General features: G+C 59.7%; 23 protein-coding genes and 5 pseudogenes. 18 read left to right on the top strand and 10 right to left on the bottom strand.

Annotated elements, in window-relative coordinates:
• Positions 1–4 precede the first annotated feature (4 nt).
• The 5 genes from IVA93_RS23160 (at position 5) to IVA93_RS23180 (ending at position 3,061) form a co-directional block, all read left to right on the top strand.
• The gene (locus IVA93_RS23160) at positions 5–292 is read left to right on the top strand and encodes a hypothetical protein (RefSeq protein ID WP_247789237.1); all 288 of its coding nucleotides are present in this window, start codon (positions 5–7) and stop codon (positions 290–292) included.
• Entirely contained in the window at positions 289–1,422 is a 1,134-nt protein-coding gene (locus IVA93_RS23165; RefSeq protein WP_247789238.1) for an FGGY-family carbohydrate kinase, read from the top strand. Before IVA93_RS23160 ends, IVA93_RS23165 begins: the two co-directional genes overlap by 4 nt.
• Positions 1,419–2,132, top strand: coding sequence for a class II aldolase/adducin family protein (locus tag IVA93_RS23170; protein ID WP_026233824.1), 714 nt, complete (start codon positions 1,419–1,421; stop codon positions 2,130–2,132). Before IVA93_RS23165 ends, IVA93_RS23170 begins: the two co-directional genes overlap by 4 nt.
• Before the next feature lie 420 nt (positions 2,133–2,552).
• Complete coding sequence (locus tag IVA93_RS23175) at positions 2,553–2,708, top strand: carbohydrate porin (RefSeq protein ID WP_247369116.1); 156 nt, start codon at positions 2,553–2,555, stop codon at positions 2,706–2,708.
• 173 nt (positions 2,709–2,881) lie between these two features.
• Complete coding sequence (locus IVA93_RS23180) at positions 2,882–3,061, top strand: hypothetical protein (protein ID WP_143275436.1); 180 nt, start codon at positions 2,882–2,884, stop codon at positions 3,059–3,061.
• On the opposite strand, the gene IVA93_RS41210 is transcribed toward IVA93_RS23180, so the two are convergent.
• The 4 genes and pseudogenes from IVA93_RS41210 to IVA93_RS40955 all read right to left on the bottom strand — a co-directional run.
• A complete protein-coding gene (locus IVA93_RS41210) occupies positions 3,033–3,251 on the bottom strand; it encodes a DUF6894 family protein (protein WP_377791128.1) in 219 nt (72 codons plus the stop codon). The genes IVA93_RS23180 and IVA93_RS41210 overlap by 29 nt on opposite strands.
• A gap of 1,864 nt (positions 3,252–5,115) precedes the next feature.
• Positions 5,116–6,750, bottom strand: a complete 1,635-nt coding sequence (locus tag IVA93_RS23185) for an autotransporter outer membrane beta-barrel domain-containing protein (protein ID WP_247369113.1) — start codon at positions 6,748–6,750, stop codon at positions 5,116–5,118.
• An 886-nt stretch (positions 6,751–7,636) separates the two neighbouring features.
• Positions 7,637–8,664 (bottom strand): annotated as a pseudogene (locus IVA93_RS23190) (IS110 family RNA-guided transposase).
• Between the two features lie 75 nt (positions 8,665–8,739).
• Positions 8,740–8,922 (bottom strand): annotated as a pseudogene (locus IVA93_RS40955) (IS21-like element helper ATPase IstB); the annotation flags it as partial.
• Positions 8,923–9,387: 465 nt separating this feature from the next.
• On the opposite strand from IVA93_RS40955, the gene IVA93_RS23195 reads away from it, so the two are divergent.
• On the top strand, positions 9,388–10,179 hold the full coding sequence (locus IVA93_RS23195; RefSeq protein WP_085352704.1) for a Crp/Fnr family transcriptional regulator: 792 nt from the start codon (positions 9,388–9,390) through the stop codon (positions 10,177–10,179).
• Positions 10,180–10,458: 279 nt separating this feature from the next.
• Here IVA93_RS23195 and IVA93_RS23205 read toward each other — a convergent pair whose 3' ends face one another.
• Positions 10,459–10,941, bottom strand: a complete 483-nt coding sequence (locus IVA93_RS23205) for a phasin family protein (protein ID WP_085352703.1) — start codon at positions 10,939–10,941, stop codon at positions 10,459–10,461.
• A gap of 803 nt (positions 10,942–11,744) precedes the next feature.
• A pseudogene (locus tag IVA93_RS41215) lies at positions 11,745–12,083 on the bottom strand (hypothetical protein); the annotation flags it as partial.
• Between the two features lie 240 nt (positions 12,084–12,323).
• On the opposite strand from IVA93_RS41215, the gene IVA93_RS23210 reads away from it, so the two are divergent.
• Complete coding sequence (locus tag IVA93_RS23210) at positions 12,324–12,596, top strand: hypothetical protein (protein ID WP_162847239.1); 273 nt, start codon at positions 12,324–12,326, stop codon at positions 12,594–12,596.
• A gap of 12 nt (positions 12,597–12,608) precedes the next feature.
• On the opposite strand, the gene IVA93_RS23215 is transcribed toward IVA93_RS23210, so the two are convergent.
• Positions 12,609–13,355 (bottom strand): response regulator transcription factor, encoded by a 747-nt coding sequence (locus IVA93_RS23215; RefSeq protein WP_247369111.1) that lies wholly within the window; start codon positions 13,353–13,355, stop codon positions 12,609–12,611.
• 198 nt (positions 13,356–13,553) lie between these two features.
• On the opposite strand from IVA93_RS23215, the gene IVA93_RS23220 reads away from it, so the two are divergent.
• Both IVA93_RS23220 and IVA93_RS23225 read left to right on the top strand, forming a co-directional pair.
• Complete coding sequence (locus tag IVA93_RS23220; RefSeq protein ID WP_085358732.1) at positions 13,554–13,793, top strand: hypothetical protein; 240 nt, start codon at positions 13,554–13,556, stop codon at positions 13,791–13,793.
• Positions 13,794–14,321: 528 nt separating this feature from the next.
• Positions 14,322–14,663: an H-NS histone family protein gene (locus IVA93_RS23225; RefSeq protein WP_085358730.1), complete on the top strand. Its 342-nt coding sequence runs from the start codon at positions 14,322–14,324 to the stop codon at positions 14,661–14,663.
• A 59-nt stretch (positions 14,664–14,722) separates the two neighbouring features.
• Here the strand turns inward: IVA93_RS23225 and IVA93_RS23230 are convergent, their stop codons facing one another.
• Positions 14,723–14,944, bottom strand: a complete 222-nt coding sequence (locus IVA93_RS23230) for a hypothetical protein (protein ID WP_247369109.1) — start codon at positions 14,942–14,944, stop codon at positions 14,723–14,725.
• Between the two features lie 1,623 nt (positions 14,945–16,567).
• Here IVA93_RS23230 and IVA93_RS23235 point away from each other — a divergent pair.
• From IVA93_RS23235 to IVA93_RS23275, 9 genes and pseudogenes are all read left to right on the top strand, one after another.
• A pseudogene (locus IVA93_RS23235) lies at positions 16,568–17,296 on the top strand (YqaJ viral recombinase family protein); the annotation flags it as partial.
• Positions 17,297–17,379: 83 nt separating this feature from the next.
• Entirely contained in the window at positions 17,380–17,853 is a 474-nt protein-coding gene (gene tnpA, locus IVA93_RS23240) for an IS66-like element accessory protein TnpA (RefSeq protein WP_247789239.1), read from the top strand.
• On the top strand, positions 17,834–18,187 hold the full coding sequence (tnpB, locus tag IVA93_RS23245) for an IS66 family insertion sequence element accessory protein TnpB (protein WP_148750250.1): 354 nt from the start codon (positions 17,834–17,836) through the stop codon (positions 18,185–18,187). The genes tnpA and tnpB overlap by 20 nt, the downstream gene beginning before the upstream one ends.
• 52 nt (positions 18,188–18,239) lie before the next feature.
• Positions 18,240–19,811: an IS66 family transposase gene (tnpC, locus tag IVA93_RS23250; RefSeq protein WP_247384585.1), complete on the top strand. Its 1,572-nt coding sequence runs from the start codon at positions 18,240–18,242 to the stop codon at positions 19,809–19,811.
• A 74-nt stretch (positions 19,812–19,885) separates the two neighbouring features.
• A pseudogene (locus tag IVA93_RS23255) lies at positions 19,886–20,020 on the top strand (YqaJ viral recombinase family protein); the annotation flags it as partial.
• Positions 20,004–21,146: an ERF family protein gene (locus tag IVA93_RS23260; RefSeq protein WP_247369105.1), complete on the top strand. Its 1,143-nt coding sequence runs from the start codon at positions 20,004–20,006 to the stop codon at positions 21,144–21,146. The pseudogene IVA93_RS23255 and the gene IVA93_RS23260, both read left to right, overlap by 17 nt.
• Entirely contained in the window at positions 21,143–21,715 is a 573-nt protein-coding gene (locus tag IVA93_RS23265) for a hypothetical protein (protein WP_247369104.1), read from the top strand. Before IVA93_RS23260 ends, IVA93_RS23265 begins: the two co-directional genes overlap by 4 nt.
• A gap of 694 nt (positions 21,716–22,409) precedes the next feature.
• Complete coding sequence (locus IVA93_RS23270) at positions 22,410–22,577, top strand: HAD family hydrolase (RefSeq protein ID WP_247369101.1); 168 nt, start codon at positions 22,410–22,412, stop codon at positions 22,575–22,577.
• A 1,208-nt stretch (positions 22,578–23,785) separates the two neighbouring features.
• Positions 23,786–24,787 carry a hypothetical protein gene (locus tag IVA93_RS23275; protein WP_247369099.1) on the top strand — a complete coding sequence of 334 codons (1,002 nt, stop codon included), beginning with the start codon at positions 23,786–23,788 and terminating at the stop codon, positions 24,785–24,787.
• Here IVA93_RS23275 and IVA93_RS23280 read toward each other — a convergent pair.
• Positions 24,768–25,166, bottom strand: coding sequence for a VOC family protein (locus tag IVA93_RS23280; protein WP_247369097.1), 399 nt, complete (start codon positions 25,164–25,166; stop codon positions 24,768–24,770). The genes IVA93_RS23275 and IVA93_RS23280 overlap by 20 nt on opposite strands.
• Positions 25,167–25,333: 167 nt before the next feature.
• The gene (locus IVA93_RS23285; RefSeq protein ID WP_247485106.1) at positions 25,334–25,957 is read right to left on the bottom strand and encodes a GNAT family N-acetyltransferase; all 624 of its coding nucleotides are present in this window, start codon (positions 25,955–25,957) and stop codon (positions 25,334–25,336) included.
• Between the last annotated feature and the right edge of the window lie 41 nt (positions 25,958–25,998).

Raw genomic sequence — 25,998 nt, forward strand, 5'->3', positions numbered from 1 at the left:
GGCGATGATGCACTCGATCGTCTCGAACCCTATTGCAGTTCTCGACATCGGCAAGACCAATCTCAAACTGGTCGTGGCGAGCGACGACGGCTGGCCGCTCGAAACACATGGGCTTCCAAATGTGCCTATGGCTCAGGGGTCGTACCTCGCCTATGACCTTGCCGGGTTAGAAGAGTGGTTTCTCGATACCCTTGCCGACGTGTCTCAACGCCATGCCATTGGCGCCGTGATCGTGGCTGCGCATGGATGCGGCGCGGTTCTCTCGACGGTGATACGCCAGTGCTGCCGATGATGGACTATGATGCCGTCTCTCCGCCCGCAATCGATGAAGCATATGCCCGGATCGCGCCTGGTTACGATGAGGTGTTTTGCGGAATCGGAGGGGCGATGCGGCTCGGAAAACAGCTGCTTTGGCAGGAAAGCGCGTATCCCGTCGAATTCGCTCGCGCAAAAACCTATCTGACCACCGCGCAGTTTTTCGCCCTGCGGCTTGGTGGACGTGCGGCCAGCGAAATCTCGCAGCTCGCGGCTCAGAGCCATATCTGGGACCTCATCCACCGTCAGCCTTCTTCTCTTATGCGTAAGCGCGGTTGGAGCCATCTGTTGCCCGAATGCGTACCCGCCGGTGAGGTGCTAGGGACGGTTTCGGAATCTGTAACCAGGCGCACTGGCCTGGCGCAATCGACCGAGATCCTCTGCGGCGTGCATGATTCCAACGCCAACCTGTTTCGCTACAAGGCCGCCGGCATGGCCGATGCCTCGATCCTATCGACCGGTACTTGGATGATCGGCTTTCAGCGCGGCCTCCCCCTGGACAAACTCAATTGCGCGCGCGCGATGGTTCTCAATATCGATGTCGATGGGGAGAATGCACCTTCGACGTTGATCGCGGCCGGCCGCGAATACGACCTCATCCGCGGGGATCATTTTACTTCTGATGCAGCCGTCCTTGCCGCATTGCCCACCCTGCTGTCGAGAGGAACCCTGGCGCTCCCCTCATTCGTCGGCGATGATGGATTGTTTCCGGGCGCTGCTCGCCGCGGACGGGTCATCGGGCCGCCCCCCGAAACGCCTGCCGAATGGCAGGCATTGGCGGTGCTCTACGCAGCGTTCAGCGCAAACCGCTGCCTTGATGCGCTCGAGAGCTCAAAACGCATAGTCATCGATGGTGGCTTTGCCGCAAACCTGCCCTTCGCCCGTTGTCTTGCGACTTTGCGATCCTCGCAGAGTGTCTGGGTGAGTCGATCTCCCGACGGAACGGCGCTTGGCGCTGCGCTGCTGTGGCGGCGATTCTCGCGTACGCTGCCGGTTTCAAGCGTGATCCTTGAAGCCGTCACATCACTCAGCAACGATAGGTTCGAACCGCGCGACCTTTCCACCGCTTACCAGTCCTGGATCGCTTTCTCGGAGCCCGCTTCATGACAGACCGTAATCATGCCGATCTCCGCCAAGGCATTGTCGATACCTGCAGGGAGATGAATCGAAACGGTCTCAATCAGGGCACATCCGGCAATCTTTCGCACCGGATTCCAAACGGCATGCTAATCACGCCTACCAGTCTGCCCTATGATCGGATGCAGCCAGAGGACATTGTCGCGATGGATTTTGCCGCGAACTACCAGGGCAACCATCGGCCTTCATCCGAATGGCGCTTTCATCGCGATATTCTGCGAGCACGCGAAGACGTCAACGTCGTGCTGCATACGCATTCCACCTTCAGCACGATTCTCGCCGTTCACGAACGTGATATTCCCTGCTTCCACTATATGGTCGCAGTTGCGGGTGGCAACGATGTCCGGTGTACGCCATATGCTTGTTTCGGCACGCAGGCACTATCGGACTACGCCCTCAAGGCCCTCGAAGATCGCGACGCTTGCCTCCTTGGCCATCATGGCTTGATCGTGACGGCCCAGACCTTTGAAAAGGCGCTTTGGCTCGCCTTGGAGGTGGAGACGCTGGCGAAGATGTATGTCCATGCGTTGGCTATCGGCGAGCCGCCGCGCCTCAGCGACGCTGAAATGGCGCAGGTACATGAGCAGATGAAACGCATGGGATACGGCCAGGCGCCTGACCTTGACGATGTCGGCGATGTTCCGCGCGCCTTACTGGACTCGAAACGGACAGCACATTGATGGTGGATTTCACGGACAGCTGCCACCGAGTTCGGTCAGCACCGGCCCACGCGAATGTTGCAACAGTCGCAAAGGTGTCAACGGACGTTGGCTAGGGTGCTTTCAAGCTGAGAGTGGCGGAAGAGTGAGGCCGCCCACCACCGATTCTACACGCAAGCAAGAGCAACGGGCTTTGGACTCAAAGCACAGCAGGCCACCTGGATCTCCGGAGAGAGCAATGGCGATGAGCGAAAGAGGTTACCGTAAATCATAAACCAGCGTCTACGTTTGAAGAAACGTTAGCAGCTTTGAGCAGCTTTCGCGAGAACTGTAGTCGCACGACTCCACCGTCCTCAAGAAATATGAGGCAGCGACGACCGCGCATCGACATATTCGGCAGAGTTTCCGGCGCCCCTGCCGACCGCAACCTGATCGACCTTTATGCCGACGCCGGCCTGGAGTTCATCAGCGACAAAACGTCCCGATGACAAGCTTGGGATCGCGTTTGGTTATGCGCATATCTCGAAACGCGCCCAGCAGCTCGACAGCGATTACCGAACTTTCGTGGCATCCACTGACTACAACGCGCGTTCGTAATCCGGAAACTACGCGGGGCATGTCCTGGCCGCTAAGATCGCCCCGTGTTTTTCCTGTGGAATGGGTCCATGTCGGGCGGAGGGGCCCATTCTATGTCGCCGAAGGCTTTTCTCGCAGCCGGACTCGTTTTCCGGTAAGCCTGAACGAGATCACTTTTTCTGGCGCTAGTTTTCTTGCTGGTCTACTTCAAGGCCATGAACTCGCTGCTCGACCTGTCACGCTTGGTCCAGGTCGTCGCGCCGCCCATCCTGGTCTTGGTCTGCGACCGCTTCTTCACCGCGCCTTTGCGCGTTGTCGCCGACCGGTTTGTCGGCAGCCACGGAGTCATCCTCCTATGTTGGTGTGGTGATTGATCACTGGAATGATGGTAACTTGCCGGCTGGCCTCGTCCTCAATTGCGATGCGGCGCGGGTCGTGCACGCGGGGGGCAGACGCAATCTCGCTGGCGGTGGTCCTGGCTTTGGCCAGGGCATCTTCATCGTCACGGCAGTCCAATCCCGATGGATCCTTCAATGCCGTCCCGTCCGGCCGCCAACCCAGCACGCTTCAGCTTGACGAGCTGCTGAAACCTCTGCTGGCGGCGTGGAATGAGCAGCGCTCCACGCTGCGTAGTCCGAAATAACCGACCCCCAAACGGATCCGCTGTCTTAAGCATGACGAACGCCCGGGCCTTCGTTTTCTATTGCGCGCAATGAAGGCTCACTAGCTCACGTTAGCAACGGGTCACAAGCCGCCGACCTGGCCCCTGGCTGCAAACTTCCGGTCTGCCCTTGTGAGCCGACATGCAGCGACACCGCGTAAGGAAGCGATGGGCCAAAAGCTGGCCTCGCGCCAATTGCTCAATTTCTCCGAATTGGTCGAATGAATCTCTAGCGAGGCGAGGCTAATTGCGAGAATGGTAGTTAACCCGGGAACGAACGATGAGATGGCTCAGGTGGCAGCTCGCACGCAGTGACGTCTTCGTCGTCCTCTTTGCCGTTGTTCTGATATGTGTCTGTGCTGTCGTTCTTGTTCGATATCCGTCCGTTCATCAGGCATCTGGCTTCGGCCCAGATTGGGATTGCAAGAGCGTCCCCAACAGTGAGCCAGTTTGCATCAAGAAAACTAGCCATTAGCTTGACGACTGCTGTGGGTCACCGCAATCACCCCGAAGCAACTCATGGCTAAAAGGAGGACATTCCCGGCATGTCGAGCACAACGTTTATCCCGTGCTGTGGCATGGAGTGGGTCCCCAGCACGTGTTCGTAAAGACGAACGCTCGAAGCTTTTGCAATGGGTCAAAATGCGAAGAACTCAAGTTGAACAACCTGGTCTGCTGTGGCGCGATGAGCGGACCTCCTCCGAACGAGGCGCAACTTGATGGGCCACAAGGGGGTGCAGTCCACTCCCCTCAGGTGCGCGGACCCGGCGCTCCAGGTCATCAGTAGGCAGGGTGGCAATGTTGAGCAGCCTGTGTCGGAGATTTAGTTCGCACTCAGGGACGAGTGCGCGACGTTCCGTGGCTAACTGACGACTTTGAGCGATGGTTTCGTTGGCTCGCTCGAGCCGGCGGCGTGTCTCGGCGCTGAATTCTTCGGCCATTTTGCGCTCCTAACATGCAGGCGGGAGCGCGGAATTGTCTCTCAGCCACCGGCGCCTACGGTTAGACCCTCGGCCGGCGATGCGTATCAACGTGCGGAGCCGCCCCTCACATTGCTGGCGGTTCCCTGGCTCTCGTCCAAGGCGCGGTAAGCCAGCGCTTGGAGAGGTTTTAGGAGGAAGCCCACCATCCGTCGGGGAATGGCTCCAGCAAAGTCCGATTGACTTGGTTGTCGTTGTCAGGGGCTGATAGCGCCTGCATTCCAGCTTGGTGGCGCGCGGCGACGGAAGCGGACAGACAGGGCGCCTGGTTCACGAGTTCGAAGGCGGCGCGAAGCAGGATGTGTCAAGCGTAATGGAGGCACACTGCGGGCGCTTCGCTCTGCTTCTTCGACTAGACCTCGAATATATTCCAATTCTGAGAGCTGAGAGGTGAGTTCGCTAAGTCGTTGGGCATAAAGGATTGCGCGAGAGCTTCGCATGAATGTTCTCCCCTGCGCAAAAAACTATCGGGAAAAACCAGCAAATCAATTTAACTATGTTAACGGGCTCGGTCACGAAAGTGCGCCCATAAGTTGCTCCAAGGCTATTCGAGGCTTCGCTACTCCCTCAGGGGCAGCGCGATGCGCTGGAGTCCGCTTTGGGTCCACAACCGGACCTGCACCGCAGCAACTTTCAGCTTCGCGTGTCCACACGGAAAACAATGCAGCACGACGGGATGGGACCGAACGCTGTCTGGGACCGACCATAACCCGATAACCTCGTCGCGCCCTGAAGTAGGCACGAGGCTGAATGTATGTCGAGCGTGCGGGCGGTCTTGAGCGACGGCTCAGGCCAACAAACCGTCTTGATGTGGCGCGAAGATAAAATCCTGAGGTCTGAGTGCTTGCTGGCTATGCACCACCACGTCGTTGCCTGGACTGAACGTGACCGTGCTCTCGTGCGTGACAGGATCGAACGGTGAGAAGCTCAGATCGCTGAAGTTCTCGATACCGAGCGCAGAGACGTCGATGTGATCGGCGCCCTGATTCGAGAGTCCCTGTCCGAAGTCTTCGACTTTATCGTGCCCGTTATCGAAATCGAACACGAACGTGTCGTTCCCTCCTTGGGCAAAGCCGAGCATCATCTGGGCATCGCCCCATATGTCATCGTTTCCCGTGCCGCTAACCAGCCTGTCGTTGCCGCCGCGCGCGTAGTCGGACATGGATTGGGCATCGCCGACGAGAATGGTCTCGTAGCTGCCCACGGCATGCGGATTCGGATCATTGCCGCCGACCAGGGTGTCATTGCCGCCATGCGCGCGGCCCGACATAGTCGACGCATCGCCATATGCTTGATTGATGAGCTGGGAAAATACGTTGCCACCGAAATAGGTGTCGTCGCCGCCAACGGCCTGATCGCCCATATTGCCGCCGGCATCGCCGTAGAAGAGATTTTGGTTTTGCGTGCCCGAGGCCTGGAATGTGTCATTGCCGCCCTGGGCACGACCAGACATGTCGCCCGCGACTTCGCCATAGAACGTACTTCCTCCTAAGCCGGTCTTGTTGAACGTGTCGTCCCCTCCGTGGGCAGAGCCGGACATGTTCCCGCCAGCATCGCCGGAAAAGACATTTCGGTCAGCGAGTGTTGCGTCGCTAGAGTCGTCGAACGTGTCGTTTCCCCCGGCGGCGGAAGCGGACATATTTGCACCGGCATCGCCGAAGACAAAATTGAACGGATTAATCCCGCTCACAGCGAAACTATCATTGCCGCCGGCCGCATGACCGGCCATGTCGCCGCCGGCGTCACCATAGAGATAGTTGTTGTACTCGGATCCGCTCGCAGTGAAGCTGTCATTGCCGCCCCGGGTATGCCCGAGCAAGCCTCCGCCAGCGTCGCCATAGAACACAAAACTGCCATCCGGTCCGATGTGACCAACGAATGTGTCATTACCGCCGACCGCGCAATTGATCAGGTTTCCACCCGCATCTCCATACACGATAATTGTTTGATGTCCGCCAGCAGTGACGCCGAAGTTGTCGTCACCACCCTGGGACTGACCAGACAATGTTTCGCCAGCGTCGCCATAGGCATTCACCCTCACTCCGGGCGTAAAGGCCAGGGGCAATTCGACATTGAACATGTCATTGCCCGCAATGGCCCAGTCCGAAATGTTGCCTCCAGCATCACCGTACATATCCAGGCTGAAGGTCTCGCCGGGAATGATAGCGGGCGCCGATACTTGAGCGGACAACGTGTCGCTGCCGCCCCGGGCATGATCAGAAATGTTTCCGCCCGCATCACCATATAGGCTTCCAGAGCCGGACGTCAGCAACGTGTCGTTGCCGCCGATCGCGCGGCCGAGCAAGTCCACGCCAGCATCCCCGAACAGTGTGTTTGTCGGATCGGAACCAACCAGTGTTTGCGCTACGCCATGCTGTCGGCCCGTGAGTGATCCACTTGTGTCGCCAAAGAGAACAGCCATGTGAACCTCCCTCGTGGTCCGCAGGTTGCCGCGGAGATGCGTCCAAATGACTTACAACGTTTCGTTGTTGTGATTAAATCACATTTTTAAACGAATTTAAATCATATATTTGAAATCGACAGCTATCGTCACGAGAGAAGGTTCTAGCCCGGATTGATCGAATTCGGGGCCAAATGCAGTACCGTGCCTAGTCCGCAACGTCTCTAAAACGGGGGGCGTCTCTCAACGTGAGCAGCCCATTCGGCATTCCGGACTTTTTCACGCGGGTTTTGACGTTGGAAGGTCGATGGCGTCCAGCTCGGATCATCGGGCGCAAAGACGTGCAGATTGCCTCGCGTTCGAGAGAGTCCTCCGAAACCCGAGCGCCGCAAAGGCTCGCCCGATCAAAGCTCCCGGTGTACTGCGGGATGATCCGGTTCTTGACCTCTTCACCCAGTGCTTTTGCCGCCCTTCCGGTATGGCCGATCGCGTGCTTAGAAGGCCCGAGCGCCTTGAACATTCTTCTGGAGGAGATCGGCCCTTTAATTGCGGTTTGTTGTCAAGTTACCATTCTTCCTCTCTCCAGTGACACGCCCGTAGCGATTGCTCCGTCGGAGCTGGTCAGGTTGCGGAGACGGAGCGATCGCGGATGGCGAGACGATTGCCTAGCGGGATTGGCAATCGACATCGTTGGCGGCTTCAGCGAGTTGGGTTGATGTCGTAGATGGGGTCATGGTCCTTTCCGAGGTCGCGAGCGCCTCATGATGATGTCCGGATCGGGCGCCTCAACGTCTGCAGCGGAGTGCGGGCGAACCGCCACCAGCCGATTGACCGAGGTCACCACAACCACCGTCCCAGCGGGACATCGCCAGTCCGGCGGACCGGACCAGGAACTTGCGAGCAAATATTAGATTGGCTTCGGCTGGACCCAGTCGAACGATGTGCCATCGACCCAGATGCAGTGGAGAATCACGGCGATCTTTCGGGCAATTGCGACCTTTGCCTTCTTCATGCCGATCCGGTTGGCGAGCTTCATGCCTCAGGCCTTTAGAGAAGACCACTTTTTGGTTCGAGAAAGAAGGACAGTGGCGGCCTCGAACAAGTAAGTTCGGAGAAGCCGGTCGCCCCGTCGAGATATCTTTCCGTTGGTGTCGGTTTCGCCGGATTGGCTACGTCGCGGCGTAAGGCCGAGGTAAGCGCCGACTGTCGACGCCGATCGGAAGCGCGAGGGATCATCGATCGTGTGGCGGAACGTTAGGGCCGTGACGACGCCGACACCCGGGACCGTCATCAGTCGCCGCGTCGTCTCGTCCAGCTTCGCCAACTGGCGGACCTCGTTGTCGAACTTTTCCTGTTCTCGACAGATGTTCTCATGGATCGAGAGCAGCGGCGATATCACGTTGAGGAGTAAATGATCAGCGCCTAAGAATTCGCTGACCTGGTTGCGGAACTGTTGGCCGATCGCGCGAGGGAATAGTAATCCAGATTCCTTGATCAAGCCACGAATCTGGTTCTCAATGTCTCGGCGCATCGACACTAGCCGAGATCTGGCGACAAGGATCGCTCGGATCTTTTGGCTTTCCTCACTTTTGACCTTGACCTCTCGATACCATCCCACTCGCACCAGTTCTGCAAGGCCTCGCGCATCATTCTGACCGCTCTTGTTCATACGGACCGACAAAGCTGCGTGCGCATGCCGAGCGTCGATGCAGACCACCGGAAGCTCAACCCTGCGGAGTTCATGCCATAGCCAACTCGCCATCGCACCCGTCTCGAAGCCGATACGCTCGGCTTGAGGCGCATGTTGCGAAGCAGGTCGGTCAAGGCACCAGGATTAGACTTGGCTTTTCCTTCGAAGATTACTTGGCCAGTCTCGTTGACAACGCATACGGCGGTTTCTCTCTGTGAGACGTCCAGCCCGACGTACTGCTTCATGGGAGCTCCTTCGAATCAGGTGATTGCGAGGGCTCGACGATAATGCGGCTTGCATGCCACGAGCGCCGACCGCAATTACGTCATCGTTTGCAAATTTGCCCCCTCATCGGCGTCCAATTTTGACCCCTTTGCGCGGCGGGGTTTGCTGGTAGCGCTCGTCTCGTCGGAGCTGGCCGGGATAGCGGAGGCGAGACGAGCGCGGGTCGCGTGATCGTCGTCTCGGCTTTTGAACCGCCAGCTATCGTTGCCGGTCTCGACGTGAAAAGCCGTTTTAATTCGGTCTTCAAACCGTGGATCGGCCTAAGGCTTTGCGAGGTGCGGTGGGCGGGGCCCAAACCTGGGACCCGCCTGATTAAGAGTTTAGCCACGAGTTAAGAACGTTCAATGATTAGGCAGTCGCCGCCTGAGCATATTCGGCCAAAAATTGGCATCCGTCCCACAGGCATAGAGCGTCCGCTCCGAGGACACTCTTCCGGTTCCCGAGAAGGCGGACGAGCGATAGGCTCGGCCGAAATCAACTGCAATGCCCGCGAGCCTGCCGGTCTCCAGTTGGCGCCAATCGCAGGATCTCGCGGGATCGTGCGTGGCGGTGCCGTCGCACACGCACGACTCCCAATTGGAACCATATCTCCGGTGACCGATTGGATCGCTGTTGAGTAGTGCAGACCAGCTGGCACCAGCCGGCACGAGACCTAGCGCCGGACATCGGTGGGGACGAATCCCATGATGGACCACGCGACCAGAGTTGGTAATCGATTGTTAGCAGCCTTGCCGCCGGCCGATTTCGCTTTGCTTGCGCCTCACCTGCGGAAAGTCGTGCTCGAGCGCGACGCCGTACTGGTCCGATCGGGAGATCGGATCGAGCACCTTCTCTTCCCCTGTGGCGGCGCGATTGCCTTCATCGTGGACTTGCCGAACGGGCAGACTGCCGCCACAGCGGTGATCGGTCGTGAAGGTGCGATCGGTCTAACGTTGGCGCTTGGCACATCCCACTCATCTGTGACGGTAGTCGTCCGCGTACCAGGGCCCGTGCTGCAGATTCCGGCGGCGCAATTTTTGTCAGCTCTGGGGCGCAGCCCCGCCATCGCATCCATGGCGCAGATTTTCACGAGATCGCTGCTGACGCAGGTTCAGCACGTCGCGGCTTGCAATGCACTGCATTCCGTCGAAGCCCGGATGGCCTGCTGGCTGCTTCAAATTCACGACCGGGCGAATAGCAGCAATCCCCTCCCTTTGACACAGGAGACTATGTCGGAGCTACTGGGGGTCCGGCGCACCACGGTCACGCATGTTGTGAGGGCATTGCGCGCGTCACGAGCCTTGAAATCCAACCGCCGCGGTCAGCTCGAGATTGACCGGCCGCGGCTCGAAGCCGTGGCATGCGAGTGCTACAAGGTGATGAGCCGCAGAATCGATCGGATCGTTTCGCGTGGCGCAGCAGGACTTATTCACGCCGCGCCGGCGCGAGACGCCTGCCAGCCGCCCGGCAACCGACTATCCAGGGCAGGCTCGTAGACCCAGGGCTCTCGCGCGAACCACTCGTGTGTAGCCGCGCAGACCCGGCAATAGGTGCGCGAAAGAATACCGCGCTGCAACGAAACCTTTCGCGATCGGTTTCGATACCCGTCGAAATGGCGTCGCCCGTTTCCGGGCATTTGATCATCACCACACCCATCTTGATCTCCTGCAACCTGTTGTGCGGTCAGGGCACGCTGCCCCGCCATCGACTGGACCGAGCGTCCCCTCGTCGCGGAGATGTCCGTCCAGTCGAACCGCGCGGCCGGTAGCCTCGGTTCAGACGGTCTTGTGAAACACCCTATTGAAGCTGGTCTTGATGGGCTCGGTCGTCTCGATCGCAACTTTCTGCGCGAGCTCCCAGAGCTCCCGATTCTGTGCGGAGACGACTTCGAAAGCCTCGCGGCTTCGGGCGGTCGAAAGATGCACGATATCCAGCAGCGACCTGGTCTCAGCGAGCCGGGATAAAAACTCCAGGGTGGCCCTGGTATTGTCTTTGGAAATCTCGATGACCTTGGCACCGTAATCGACGGCCCCTCTGGCGTTCATTGAGCAGGCTTCACGGAGAATGTCGCTGATCTCCTCGGAAGTCGCTTTCATGCTCGCGATATTTTTCTTGGTCTGCGCGGCGCCCTGCTCGGCGAATCCACGGAAGAGTTCCTGGAAATTCAAAAGCGGCAAATCGATCCTTGGTTTTGCACCATTCGTATTCTCATTCACCGGATCGGCCTGCGTTTCGACTTTCACATTGGCATCATTCACGAGCTTTCATCCTTTCAAGCGAAACTAGTTAATGGATTGAAGACTCCCCGCTCCCGGCACGTACTGCGCCAGAAAACCAGCGCCCCTGTTCTCGGCGTGACCGGAGGCTGCTGCGGATGAACCGCTCGCCCCCTGCCGAAGCCAATATGATCGATTAAATTCGAAACATCCGTTCGCTTTCGGACTCTCGCTGAAATAATTTGATGGGTTGCGACCAGGCGGAGCTTTAGATCTGCGACGTTGCAGCGACCGCTCGGTTGCACTCTGAGCTTGCTCGTCGTCTGAGATAGCCGGACTGGCGCCGCTCGCGCTGATGGTTCTCTTCTCGATCCACCCGGTCCCTGAGACTCTCAAGTTCTGCGAGTTGAGAGGCAAGGGCTTCGAGACGCTGGCGAAGAACAGCGGCAGGGTTGTCCACTCGAGCGCAGATTTTCATGTGAGTTCTCCTAGCAATATGTCCGCGAGAATTCCGCCAGCTTTGACGTGGGCAAAAAAAATATGCAATCAAAGGAAAACGCGACTAATTCGGCATGCTGCGTTGCCGATGACGATGCGGCGGCGCGTTAAAAAAGTACTCATGTGCCCCGGCGCGCGGCACGCTCCATTGGGTCTGGCTGCTCAGCTTGCAACAACAGCGGATCGAACCGTTGTTAAGGCTCGGAGCGGGTTGCGCTCGAAAGTCGAGTGGCGGCTCGCTCGCACTCGGGCTTGTGCCTCCGCTCGTCGTCTTCTTCATCTGCACAATCGACCCCTCCATATGCGGCCGGATTTCCGGAGTTCCCTCCCGTCGCGAAAGGTCCTTCGCCACCGGTCGCTCCGCCCGATCTGCCGCCCCCGCCGGATGGCTTTCCAGCAGCAGATGAGCCACCACGGCGCCCCCCAGGTCCGCCACTACCTCCAGGTGACCCGCCGCCAGAGGACCCCGAGGCCCCAGAGGACGGACGATCGTTGTCGAAGAATGACTGGTCCCTGTCATCGCCTTGCGTTGCTCCGTTCTGTCCGCCTGAACGTGCGATGGCTGTCGAGGTCAGCGAGGTCGACAGCAGCAGCGTCATGACGGGGGGTGTCACGGCCGCGAATCTTCCGCAGGTTTTCAGGAACGCCCGCCGGTCGTCATCTTCATTGCCACTTTGGCTCACGATGCGCTCCCCTTGATTTAAATTTACTTTATTGGTATTATATATTAAATAGACTTTCAACCAAAATTTTGTTTGAAAAATGGAGATTGCGAGGCGTGCGCCGCCGGCGGACTGCCAGCATTTCCATGGCCTTTCGGGCTTGCTAGCCCGTTGCCGGAGCCCCAATCGAGAGTATCAAATTAATATTTAATATGCATATATCTGATTAGCTGGGTCAAGAGCAGCGCACGACGGATGATTGCCATGCCACTGCAATTTCACCGGCCAATCGAAAACATGGAGATCTGGAGCGCGAGCGGCGATGGCTTCTCGTTTGTGATCAGCCTGGAGAGCCCTACCGGTCCAGGCTTTCACGGACGCTTCGGGTACCTGGCGAGTTGGCGACCACTCTACGAGAACAACGGCGCGATCAAGATCAGCGGGTCGCCCTTCCGAACATTGGCTGAGGCCGAAGGAGCCTGCCGCAACATGGCCGAGCATCTGCGCGCCGCAACCGATGCTCACCGCCCAGCATGATGCGATGTCCAGCTAACGCGTACGTTCCGGAAGGACACTGCTACGCTTGACGTCCTCGTCGTTTCGAACCGACGAATCCTGCTGTAGTAGGCCGGAAGGGGCGAGTTCACGTGCGGCCGCATGTTGCCCGTTTTGCGAAATTGCAAATGCCGCGAGAACTGTTCGATTGCTGATATCGAGCTTCTGGAAGATGTGGTGAAGGTGGACTTTGATCGTACCATCGGTAATGTTCAGGAAACGCCCAATCTCCTTGTTCGACAGCCCCTCCGATACAAGTCTCATGATCTGCCGTTCCCGGTCGGTCAGCTGCGTCGGAGCCTTTTCCTCACCGATGTGAGACTCCCCACGGACCTCGCCACCTGTGCACGGCGACCGCGATGCCGGCCCCTGGCGTTCCGCAACCTTCCTCAGGGTCGCGACCAGCATCTCCGGCTCAGCATCCCTCGTGAGGACGAGGCAGGCGCGGCCCGCGGCCAGCGTCTGCGACCTTTGATCGCCGGCCTTTTCAGCGAAGAAAATGACCCGGGTACCTTGGCCAGCGGTGTTTGCGATAGCCAGAATGTCAGGTCGACTGATACTGGGCATTGCAATATCGACCAGTGCAATGTCGGGCACCAAAAGTCGGATGGCCCCAATGCAGCTTGCAGTATCGCCGCAGGCGGCCACGATCGCGAAATCGCGCTGCGCCGCAAGGACGCTGCTGATCCCCTGCAAGACGATCGGGTGCCGATCCGCGATGACGACTCTGATGCGGCGCATGCTTCCCCTGCCTATTCCTGATACCCCGCGCGGCAGTTTTTATTCCTGCATTCACCTCAAGACGCGCGGGAAGCACAACAATCCGTTCTGCCAAAATGCCGCACTGTCAATTCGTCACGGCGATCGGCAACGCATGATGGCCACACCACTGTAACTCGCTTTGAGAATGCGTGCAGCACCGTAGGATTGCGGTCCTCCATGGAAAATCCGAAGCAGTCGATTCATCTACAAAACAGCGCCTTCTCTCCTGGCTATGATCTGCAAAACTCTCCCGCAGATCTGGCGGTCCAGTATGTGGCTGCCTGTCAGGATTGGTTAACCGCCATCAAGCTCATCACCGACCACTTATTACGAACGATATATAGTCACATTCACGATTCGAATCTAACATTCGACAAACTTGACCGGAGCGAGGCAGCTGAAAGCCTCGCCCCATAACACGAAGAGGAGGCTCAAAAAGTAATACTATTCATCCAACATCAATATGAGGAGTGGAAATTTTCCGACCATTAATCAGACGTCGCGAACGATAACGGCTCTGCTTCGGCAGTAGCACCGATGAAAACCTGGTCAGCAAAGTTCGGGCGACATTTTCGCTAACCCGGCAAACTTCAATCTGCGGTCACGGGACATCGCTGGTAATGAGTAGGTGGTCATATGTATTCTTCGGCTGTTTTGCGGCAAACGCATGAATCTCTGATCGTTCAATTCACCGAATTGCAGAATTTACGTAGTCGCGTGTCGATGGCCGAGCAGCGCTTGCTCGGCCCGATGCGAAGGGTCCGCCGGCGGAGACCGGCTGGGAGGCGACCGGCCGGTCGAAGGCACAGGCCCGGCTGGTAGCGCCAAGAAGTACCGCACTGCACACTAGAGTTCTGTGCGCGGGCCGATCAGGCTTGCCCGACGGGGCTTCGACCTGATAAGCCCCCCTCCTATTTCAAATCGGAAGTAGTGGGGACGGCTTCCATGGGGAACGAAGAGTGGGCATCCGCGACCACAGCTGAGCTGTGGCGGCTTTACGATGAAGTGACGACTGTTCTTAGTCGGAGAATGATTGCGGAAAAAGCCAAGCTCGAAGAGCGGCTTCGCAGGATCGAGGGAACTTCCGGGGCCCCCAACGGGGAACGTGCGCGCCGCCCCTACCCGCCCGTGCTGCCGAAGTACCAAAATCCGAAAAACCCGTCCGAGACCTGGTCCGGTCGTGGCAAGCAACCCCGCTGGCTGAAGGCGCAGCTCCGAGCCGGCAAGAAGCTGAACGATTTGTTGATCAACCGTTCATCCAGCCACAAGCGCCGCCGCACCGGTTGAGCCCCGCGACGGTCGCGACGCCGTAGACACTGCTATGGCGCGGCTGTCCACAGCAACATCTAGCGATCGCGATCCTCTTTATTGTTCGGACTGCCGTCACCGCCGCCGTTGCCGTAGCCATTGTTGCCATGAACAATATGACCGCCTGAACTGGCTATCGCGGTTGACGTAAGAGAGGTGGACAGCAACAGCGTCACTGTCGGAGGGGTAACAGCAGCGAATTTTCCGCAGGCCTTCAAGAATTCACGACGATCATCGCCTTCCGTATCGAGTTTGGTCATCGGCTCGTCCTGCTACAATCCAGCCCGCTTCCAACATAGACTTCAATTATCTCCCCTCAAGTTAAATATGTTAGTTTAACCATTTTAATTGCCACCTTCCGCATCGGTCCACGGCAACTAGCGTTGCGTTTGCGAAAAGTACGTGGCCCAAATTCCCTGCGAACAGGGAATTCTACAGGGAAATCCCATGCCGCGGGGGGCTATTGGCCAAGGAAACTACGAAAACGCCGCTACGGCCAAGTTATTGCGGCACTGGATGCGCAAATCCATAACAGGGAAATTTCTGATGTGACCAGGGAATGGACGCACGCTGAACAGGGATCCCCGCAGCTTATGGCTTTGGAGAGGGTAGCACGATGTACAACAACGTACTCGTTCTGGGGCGCGTCAATGTCGGACGAAATACCTGGATGGGACCAGAATGTATTCTGGACGGTTCAGGTGGAGATTTGCAGATCGGGGATTGGTGCTCCATCTCCGCTGGCGTTCGCGGCACCGGCGTAACGTTGGCATTCGACCAAGTGTTTGCAACGGAGGAACGCGCTTCCACTCTGCCGACAACGCGTCGCGCGCGCTCAATGGGGCGATTCCCGAATCCGCTGCCGATGTTAGAGGCGGCGTCAATTCAGACGCGCTGCTTGGCGATCTGGATCAGTACGACGACTCCTGTTCTCAGCCGCCCCCAAGCCGGGGCCAAATAAAACTGTCATCGGCAAGGCGATGAGGGCTCTGTTTGGCGCCGCATCATGGGCGCTGTCATCGCACGCGCTAGGCGGGAGAGCCCCGCACCAGAAGTTGCAGCTGTGTAAGTCCGATGTCAGGCATGCATTGCTTTTTAAAAAGAACAACTCCGAGCACTTGTGACGAGGCGAGCCAACCCTGTTTCGGGTTTTGGAACGTGCTAGGAAAGGTACAGCGCAATCATCAATCGAGTCTCCTCTGGTCATCGCGTCACGAGGAACAAACGCGACGACCAGGTAGATAGCATCACTCGGCGCTGCACGTGGCGCCCCATGCTATGCTCACAGCTTTAATTAGTACGTAGGAGGCCTTCTGGCAAAAGCCTGGCGCGAGCCGGAAATTCCGGAGCGAAGCCAATTTGCTCGCGTGCCCTCTCACTCGCTTGGTCGAAGGGCCCGAGTGCGCGCTTGTGTTTCGCCAATGCCGCCCGCTCATAGCCCTCGAGATTATTAAGGCGTTTCACGCCGGCCGGGACCGGCCAGTTCAATCAGCGTGGCTAACAGGTCGTGGCGGAGGCTGCGGATGCGCAGCAGCGCGAGCTTGGACCGCAAGCGCCATCGCCACATCGGGCGTGACCTGATCCTGAGTCCCGCGTTGCTGCGATTGGCTTCACTTTGGCGAATTGACGCCATCTCCGAACTCCTCGACGGGGGCAGGTTTCGGCACCGGAAACCTTGCTCCAACGCCCACATCTCAAGGATTTTCAGCCCAAAAGGGCAGCAAATTCGCTGCAGAAAGGACTGGCATTCCCGCGCAAAAGGAGCGTTACTAATTGGACGGGCCTTGACCGTTGGCCCCGGTCTTTCTCCTCGCCGGTGCGGGGCTTTTGGTGGTGCGGCGCAAGCCGCGTTTGCCAAAACCCAGGAGAGACCGGTGACCCCGATTTCAGCTGACGGCGCCGCGGCGCCCCACTCCGTACTCACGTTCAACCGCCACGACCGCCGCGCCTTTATCGGCGGCTCGGACGCCCGGATCATCATGGGCAACGACCAGGACGAGCTCATGCGCCTGTGGCAGGAAAAGCGCGGCGAGATCCCGCCGCAAGATTTGTCGCGCAACCTGATCGTTCAGCTCGGCATCGCCACCGAAGAACTCAACCGCAGCTGGTACCAGAGCGCCACCGGTCACGCGATCACCGACGTCCAGAAGCGGGTGCGGCACCCCGTCCATGCCTGGATGGCGGCCACGCTGGACGGCATGGTCGCGCCGACCGGCGCGGTGTTCGAGGCTAAGTTCATGCTGCCCTGGGCCTTTAGCGAAGAGGTGGCGGCCGAGAAACACATGGCGCAGCTGCAGCACAACATGTGGGTGGTCGCGGCGCGCGTGGCCGTGCTTTCGATCATCACCGGCGGCGGCAAATGGGTCGAGCTCACGGTGCATGCCGACCCGCTCTACCAGCACCTGCTGCTCACGGCGGAAAAGAAGTTCTGGCGCTGCGTGCAGAGCGGCGAGCCGCCGCTCCTGTTTGGGATCGAGACCCCACGTCCGCGGCCCGCCGCCGTCAAGGTCGTCGACATGAGCGCGTCCAATCTGTGGGCCGCATGCGCGGCGACCTATCTGCGCACCCGCGAGGCCCATGCCGAGCACGAACTGGCCAAGGCCGAGCTCAAGAGTAAGCGCGAATTTCCCTGCACCTTTTGCTTTTGAGTGCTCTGATGCATGAGGTGTCCACCAAAATAGGTGGACACCTTGTGATGGCAGACGATGATCAGAAACTGCGGGTCAGGCTTGTTGGTCGGAACGGTCGCCGGCGCTACGAGGCGGCATCGAAGGAGCGTCTTGTCGCGAGTTGTCTTGAGCCTGGCGTTTCGGTATTGAGACTTGCGCTCGAACACGGGGTCAACGCGAACCTGCTTCGGAAATGGATCAAGAAGCACACCGCGACCAGGTCTGTCCCGCGGTCTCCCCCATCGGCGTTCATCCCGGTTCAACTTGAGGGGGCTTCCGATCGCGCCCTGTCGCGGGGGAGCAGCGTGGCGATGGTGGGTTTGCCGGCGGCTTGCGATGAAGTGCGCGGGTCGGAACCCAAGGGGACTACAGCTTTTTGTTCTCCGGCCAAAGTGAGCGCGTCGCTGCCGAACGGCGTGAAGGTCGCGCTGGAATGCGGCGATGTGGATGCATTGACGGCGATCATCGGAGCCCTGGGCCATGTTCAGACTGGGCGGTGACCTGCAGGTCTATCTGCACCGTGAGCCGATCGACTTCCGGGCTGGCATCAACAGCCTTGCGGTTCTGGTCCAGGAGACGATGGCGCTCGATCCGTTCGCTCCGGCGGTTTTTGCGTTCTGCAATCGCCGTTGCGACCGGATGAAGTTGCTGTTCTTCGACCGGTCCGGCTTTGTGCTGGTCCTGAAGCGGCTGACCGAGGACAAGTTCCGATGGCCGCGCCGCCAGGAGGCGGTCGTCACGCTGACGACCGAGCAATTGCACTGGATCCTTGACGGCATCGATATCGATGCGATGGTCCGCCATCCGGTGCGGCAATATCAGGTTGCCGGCTGAGCTCTCGACTTGAGCGGTTGACGCGTCGGTACGGTTCAGATTCAAGAATCCGATGAATCGAACCGGCGAACCGAGTGTCGAAGCGCTGTTGGCGCGCATTGCTGCGCTGCAGGTGGAGAATCGTCAGCTCACGGAGCGCGTCGTCAGGCTCGAGGAAGAACTGGCGCTGGCACGCCTGCATCGTTTTGCGCCGCGCAGCGAAAAGCACGTCGACCGTCTGTTCAATGAAGCCGAGCAGGCCGCCGACGAGGATGATGCCGGCAGCGAAACGGACAATATCGCCGAACTTCCGGACACGGGCTTGCCACCCGTCGAAAGCACAACGGGAAAGAAGCGCGGCCGCAGACCGCTGCCGGCGAACCTGCCGCGTGAGCGGGTCGAGTATGACCTGCCCGACGATCAGAAGGCGTGTCCTTGCTGCCGTGGCCAGATGCATCGCATGGGCGAGACTGTCACCGAGCAACTTCATATCGAGGTGAAGGCGAAGGTTTTACAGAATGTGCGCTTCAAATATGGGTGCCGCCATTGCGATCGCACCGGGATCAATGCCCCTGTCGTGACCGCGCCGATGCCGACGCAGCCCTTGCCGGGCAGCGTTGCCACGGCCTCAACGCTGGCGTTCGCGCTGGTTCACAAATATGTCGATGGCACGCCGCTCTACCGTCTGGCGCAGGCCTTCGAACGCGCAGGTGTTCCTGTCAGCCGCGGCGCTTTGGGTCACTGGGTGATCGGCTCGAGCGAGAAGCATCTGCATCGCATCTCAGACGCCCTGAAGCTGCGGCTCAGACTGCAACCTCTCATCCATGGCGACGAGACGACGGTTCAGGTCCTCAAGGAGAAGGACAAAAAAGCCACCAGCACATCGTACATGTGGGCTTATCGCAGCGGCCAGGGCAGTCACGAGCCCATCGTTCTTCTGGATTATCAGCCGGGCCGCGGCCAGATCCACCCGCAGGCCTTCCTCGGCGATTACCGTGGCATCGTGATGAGTGACGGCTATACCGCATGGCGCACGCTGGAAGGGACCACCCACATTGGATGCATGGCCCACTCCCGACGGCGCTTTGTCGATGCCCTCAAGGCGAGGAAGAAGGGCGGCGGCCCGCCAGAGCAGGCGCTGCGGTTCTTCGAACAGCTTTACCGGGTTGAAAGGCAGGCGCGGGACGAAAAACCAGACAGAGGCGAAACGCCAGATCAATGCATTCGCCGCTTCCGCCAGCAACACAGCATTCCCGTCCTGAACGCCCTCAAGGAATGGCTCGATCAAATCGCCCCGAAGGTCTTGCCCGACAGCAAGCTTGGCGATGCCGTATCCTACACTCTGAACCAATGGTCATATCTGACGCGCTACACGCAAGACGGCAGGATGCCGATCGACAACAATCTCCTGGAGCGCGATATCAGAATCTTTGCCACTGGCAGAAAGAGCTGGCTGTTCAGCGACACCGTCGAGGGAGCCAGGGCCAGTGCCGTCGTCTACAGTCTGATGCTGACCTGCCGCGCCTCACGCGTCGAGCCGTTAGCCTGGTTGCGCCACGTGCTCACCGAATTGCCTCAGCGCGCCGACGACGCCGATATCACCGACCTGCTGCCCTTCAACTTCCCCAAAACCGCCGCTGCCTGAACGGGTCAGATGCCGCCCTCGATACGAAGGCCATCCGTCAAAAGCGCGGGCGTCATCGTGCGGAGAAAATCGCGCTTACGCTCAAGAAGCTGCTGCCCGAGGACGCCAAGGAGGCGTTTGGCCACGGCATTCGCGCCAAGCGCTCCAAGGCCGGCGCGATCAGCTTTGATCCGGTGGAGATGGAGGCCGTCCATGCACCAGGCCAGTGAGCAGATCGGGGCGATCGCAGCGGCCTTGGCCCGCGCCCAAGCCGAACTGACCAACCCGGAAAAAACCCTGACCGGGATGATCCGCCCGCCGTTTCTTCGCGACGACGACCGCACCTTTCGTTACGCCTCCCTGGCGAGCGGCCTCGACATCGTGCGCAAGACCTTGAGCCGGCAGGAGATCGCCACCATCCAGACCACCCGGGTCGAGGAATCGACCGGCCACGTCCATCTCACCACCCTGCTCGCCCACTCCTCCGGCGAGTGGATCTCCTCGGACTGGCCGGTCTGCGCCGCAAGGGACGTCGAGGCGCCGCACCGGATGGGGGCGGCGCTGACCTACGCCCGACGCTATGCCCTGTTCGCGCTGGTCGGGATTGCCGGCGAGGATGATCTGGACGCCCCGGATGCGGTGACCGGCCCGCCGGCAGCTGGGCCACAAGCAGCTCCGGGCGCGACGCCCAAGCCAGCCAAGGGCCTTCTCAACCGTGCACCGCTGCTGGCGCTGCCGCAGTCAGCCGAGCTCCGCGACCAGCTCTTACAGCAGCTCGCATCCTTGACCGCCAGCGCGGACCTGCTCGCCTGGGCCAAGGCCAGCCTGCCGCGCAAAAATACCCTGCTGGAGGCCGACGCGCGAGACGTCGAGGCCGCCTATCAGGCCAAGCTGGAGGACGTCGCGCGTCCCGACCAATCGGCTGCCCGGGATTGTGAGCCAAGCCTGCCCGCGCCGCTCGCCGAGGCCGCGCTGCAGCCGGCGCTGCCTGAGGTCGGGCTCGCCCATCCCAAGGAACCGCCGCGCAAGCGCAGCAAGGCGCACCTGTTATTTGTCCGCGAACAGCCCTGTCTGGTGTGCCAGCAAACCCCATGCGATGCCCATCATCTGAAATTCGCCCAGGCCCGGGCGCTCGGCCGCAAGGTCAGCGATGAGTTCACCGTACCGTTGTGCCGCATCCATCACCACGAGCTGCACCGGCACGGCAACGAGCGGGCGTGGTGGGCGAACCTGCAGATCGCGCCGTTGCCGGTCGCGCACGACCTGTGGGCCGCGAGCCCGGTCCACGTTGCGGCTGAGACCGCCGTCACGGCCGCGCCGCTTGCCGCCAACCTGGGGTCGGAGGCCGCCGGATGAACGGTCTGTTCCAAACCACGCGCGAGCTCACCAACACGGCGCTGCCGGTCGAGTTTGAGGCTTTGGCGCCGCCGCCCCAGCTGCTGTCGGGCGAACAGCTCGAACACTACCACGCACTCCGGCAGGCGATCTTTGCCGACCTTGCCCCGCAATCCGCCATCGAATGGCTGCTCGCGATCGATGTCGCCGAGCTGTCCTGGGACATCCAGCGCTACCGCATGTTGCGGCATAAATTGCTTGAGACCTATCGCCAAAAGGCGGTGGAGACGGCGCTGCGGCGCGTCGACATGCTCGGGATCGATCCCGACTTCGAAGCGGAGGCCGAGTTCCACACGCTGCAAAATGCGTTGAGCTGGCGCTGCGATCCCATCGCTGCGACCGAGATCGACGCGCGACTTGCGACTCATGGCTTTGATCAACTCGCCATCACCACCGAAGTCTACGTGCAGGCGCGCGAGGTCCTGGTCCTGTTCGAGGGGCTGCTCAACGCCGCACAAACCAAGCGCATACTGCTGCTTCGCGAGATCAGGAACCAGCGCCTAGGTGGACCGATGCGCCGGCCGCGCTAGATTTGGTCGTCGTTTCTAGATCCGATACGGGTCACGCATAAGAAGCGCGCACGATAGGACGGCTGCTAGAAAGCGCAGGACGCGCGCGTACTACTTCAAGCTCCGAATGCAACATAACTTGAACGCTCGCTGTACTGCAATTAGATCAAAGGACATCGCTGGCGCGAACGGCGAAGGCAACTGACGATGACTCCTGTCTTCCGAGCGAATGACTTTGGTGCTGCGTAGCTGGCCCGATGGCGAGGACTGGACGCAAGCTGTGAGCGACAAGATGCTGAGTGAGTCAGCGTAGCGAAACATCCCGCTGAGCAGCGCGGCAGGCTTGACAGGCCGCCGGCGTGACGATGAACAAGGGCGGCAGAGATTGTGGTGGACCCATGACGACGATATTGACGCGCCGGGCGACCGCGACGGTGTCCTCAATCGCGGTGTGGGCTATCTCATCGAGATCAGTAAGTCCAAATGGATCGAGGGCGCCCGCGAAGCTCGTCAAGCTCGTGAATGCGCTAGGCTACCAATCCGGCGTCGCCCCCGGGCCTTTATGAGGAAAGCGACGTGCACACCCTTCAGCGCTGGATGACGGAGGAGCTCGCCGCAGCGGGCGCGCATATCGATGCATTGACTGTCCCGAGTATCCGCAGGCCCTCGTCGAGCGGTATCGGCGGGACAGCGACCGACGCAAGCCTGGCCCGGCATGATCATCGATCTGATTAAGCGTTTTCCCGTCGCGGCCGACCGCAGCCTCTTGATCGGCGAACAGGAACGCAACACGGAGGCGGCGCACGCCGCGGGCATTCGAGGCCTCTTGTTTCGGGACGGCAATCTCGCCAGTTTCGTCCGCGACGCTCTCAAGCTCGGCTGAAGCAACTCCTCAACCATCGGCTTTTCGTCGGAATTTCAGAGGCACAACGAGACCCATTCGTAGCGTGCAGATGTGGCACTCTATCGTGGATCATCGCCGACAACCCGCCAACCTCGGAGCCGAGCGCAACTTGGCTGAGGTTCTTGACCGGCGACCACCGATCGCTTCTGCCTAGAATGAACTCCCTCCAGCTTGAACCGGGCGCGAACCTTCCGCGCGATCGGCGAGGCACACCAATTGCTAACACGGCCGCGTCAGTATGAACTGGCCACCGTTTCGCTCTCAGGCAAAGAACTAGACCGCGCGCACAGAAGCTGGCTTCACCAAGACCGGTCGTAGCGACGCGACCGATGGAACCATAACCATAGCCACCATAGCCTGGACGATAGGCCGGACCGCCGGCCGCGGCAAGCAGCCCCCGATGGCTGAAGGCGCAGCTTCGCGCCGGCAAGAAGCTGAACGACCTGTTGATCGACCGCTCATCCGGGCAAAAGCGCCGCCAGATTGGCTAGCCACGGGGTGCGGGCGCTGGCGGGCGATCGCATATGGCGGTCGGCGCCACCTTCACCGGTCGCCATCCTCCTTGCTGTTGGGACTGCCGTCCCCGCTGCCCGTTGCCCTGCCATTGTTGCCTTGCACAATTTATCCGCTCGAACCGGCAATGGCCGCCGAGTTCAGAGAGGTGGAAAGCAACAAGGTCATCACCGGCGGGTCAGGGCGGCAAATCTTCCACAGATCTTCAAGAACTCACGCCGGCCTTCACTGTCGGTAACGAGGCGGCTCATCGGCGTGATCCTGCAATCATCGGTCAATGAAAATCCAGCCTACCTGTGGCAATGTTGCATTCGCGGGCGGCCATGCACGGAGACACGACGCGCACCAAGGTACGAGACTGCGTCCCATCAAGGAGCGGGCCACGTCCTTCCCTTCTCGGGAATAATAGGGTCAGGTGTCCGCGCGTTTGACATTCTAAAATTAGATCCACTATAATCTTAAAGTAAATTTATCAGTTTGGAATTAACTCATAAGCCTATTCAGCGCGTAACGAGCCCAGGACAGCGACACGTACCGCGCACCAAAGCACCGCCATTTCCAAATAGCGGAAGCGAGAGGCATTTATGACCGGAACCGAGGCCGGAGCAGCATTCAGGCAATTGCGGTCCGGTGCCTTGCGACCAGGGTTCTCAGTGCCGCGCCTGGGAGCCCTGATGAGCCGAGCTCTTACGCAAACTCTCCTGGACCTTTCGGAACTAACGGTCCTCACCGAGGCTGCCACCGGCGCGTATGCCGTAACGGCCGTCCTCGCAGCGATGGCCGGAGCCAGGCACGTCTATGCCTTCACCAGACCTACGCGGCACGGCACACCAGCTGACGCCAGGCAGCAGACCATGGAGCTTGCAGATTCGGTCGGCGTGGCCGATCGCATCGATGTCTTGGAGAAGATCACCCCGGATATCCTCCATCAAACGGATATTTTAACCAACAGCGGCCATCTTCGGCCTCTGACCGCTGCGCTGATTGATGAGTTACCGAGGCAGGCCGTCATCGCCTTGATGTTTGAGGCCTGGGAATTTCGCGCCAAGGATCTCGACATGGAAGCGTGCTTACGGCGCGGAATTCCCATTGTCGGCGTGAACGAACGCCACCCGTCGGTCGATGTCTTCTCGTTTCTCGGTCCACTGTGCGTGAAGCAACTGCACGATTGCGGTCTATCCGTTTACAAGAATCGCATTGCCGTGCTGTGCGACAACGAATTTGTCAGCTCGCTCCGCGCCGGTCTCGCGAGCTCTGGAGCGAGCGTGGACATCTTCCACCACGTCCAGGCGATGTATCGCGACGAGTGGGACGCAATCATCGTCGCGCTCCGACCGACGGCTGAGCCTCGCATCGGTTCGCCGGAAGCGACGCACCTCGCTGCTTGCGCGCCCCCTGGTGCCATTGTCGTGCAGTTCTGGGGCGATATGGATCGGACCGTATTGTCAGCAATTGGATTGGGCGTTTGGCCGACGGCGTCTCCGGCGCCGGGGCACATGGGCATTCTCCTGTCGGAGATCGGCCCTGAACCGGTCGTGAGACTGCAGGCAGGCGGCCTCCGCGCTGCTGAATGGGTTCGGCGCAGCAGACCAGTTTCGTCCGACGGATTCGCGCAAATCGTCGCTCAGCCGCCGATCGAGCTGTCGCCAATTCACGCTAGCTCCCCGCCTCGATGAGCTCGATGAGCGTGAGCGTCGCGGAGGCGAGAAACACGATGCGACGCATGTCGAACGCGACGGCGGGGGCGGGTGACGATACGGGAAGATACTGCCGCTCCCTGAAGTGAGCGATCGCGTCGTCGAAGCGGGCCACTTCGTAAGCAAGATGATAGAATTTGCTGCCGCGCTTCAGAACGCCCGCCACGGGCGATTGTGGGCTGGCCGGCTCGATGAGTTCCAGGCGCGGACCGCCGCCCGACACGAACTGAATCCGAACCTGCTGGATCGGGTCCTCGAAGATTGGTCCTTCAGGACGGTAGCCAGTCGTCGCGAGCTCCGGCAACTCCGCTGCGATGTTTCGGCAGGCCATTCCCAAATGATGAAAATGCAACTCCATCTGTCAGTCCTCTTTCCCCTGCCAGCGCGCCAAGACACAAGTGTCCATGGTCCACGCGCTGTCCGCGAGGTGCCCTCGGGGACAGACAACACCCAGTTCGGGCGTGAAATCCGTCGCCTCCGGAAGCGCGATGCACCGCTGCCGCTTTCCGGCCAGCCGCGCGGAAGCTAACTTTCCCTGGCATCGAGGAGCAGCGCCGACCAGGCGTGCTTTAACCGCGGATAATCCTCACGCGACATCCGAAATGTAATCACGTCGTCGCCATTCCACCAAGCGTTCGGCGCAATCTCGTCGATCTGGAATCCAAGGCGAACATGGAAGTTCTTCGCCGGCCCGTTCCGGCTTTGCACGTTGGCTACGACGGCCGAAAGCCCCAGCTGCTCGAACGCAAACGCGAGCAGCAGATCGAAGATCTCGGCCAGAAAGAGCCGCGCGCCCGGATCGACGATCAACCGCGCCACCTCGCCGCGTTTCGTTGCGAAATCCAGGTTCGCAATCGCGATGCTGCCGGCCGGTTTTCGCGAACGCTTGAACTCGGCAATGAAATAATAGTCGTCCGCCCTGCCCTGGTAGCTTCGGAAAAACTCTTCCTGCCGGGCCAAGGTCAGCTTTTCTCGCGTCATGAACTTGCCGAGCACGGGGTCGTTCCGCCAGGCGATGATTTGCGCCGAATCGTCCAGCCGGACCTCCCGGAGGACCAGGTTGTTCCCTTCGGGAAGCCGCCTGAGGTTCTCAGCCTTGGTGAAAAGCGTGTCCGAGCTCGATGGTCCCAGTTCCGCATGCGCCGTCATTTATCTACGCCATCCCAATTAACAAATTTAAATAAATTCAA

The sequence above is a fragment of the Bradyrhizobium sp. 155 genome, assembly GCF_023101105.1.
Taxonomy (GTDB): domain Bacteria; phylum Pseudomonadota; class Alphaproteobacteria; order Rhizobiales; family Xanthobacteraceae; genus Bradyrhizobium; species Bradyrhizobium canariense_D.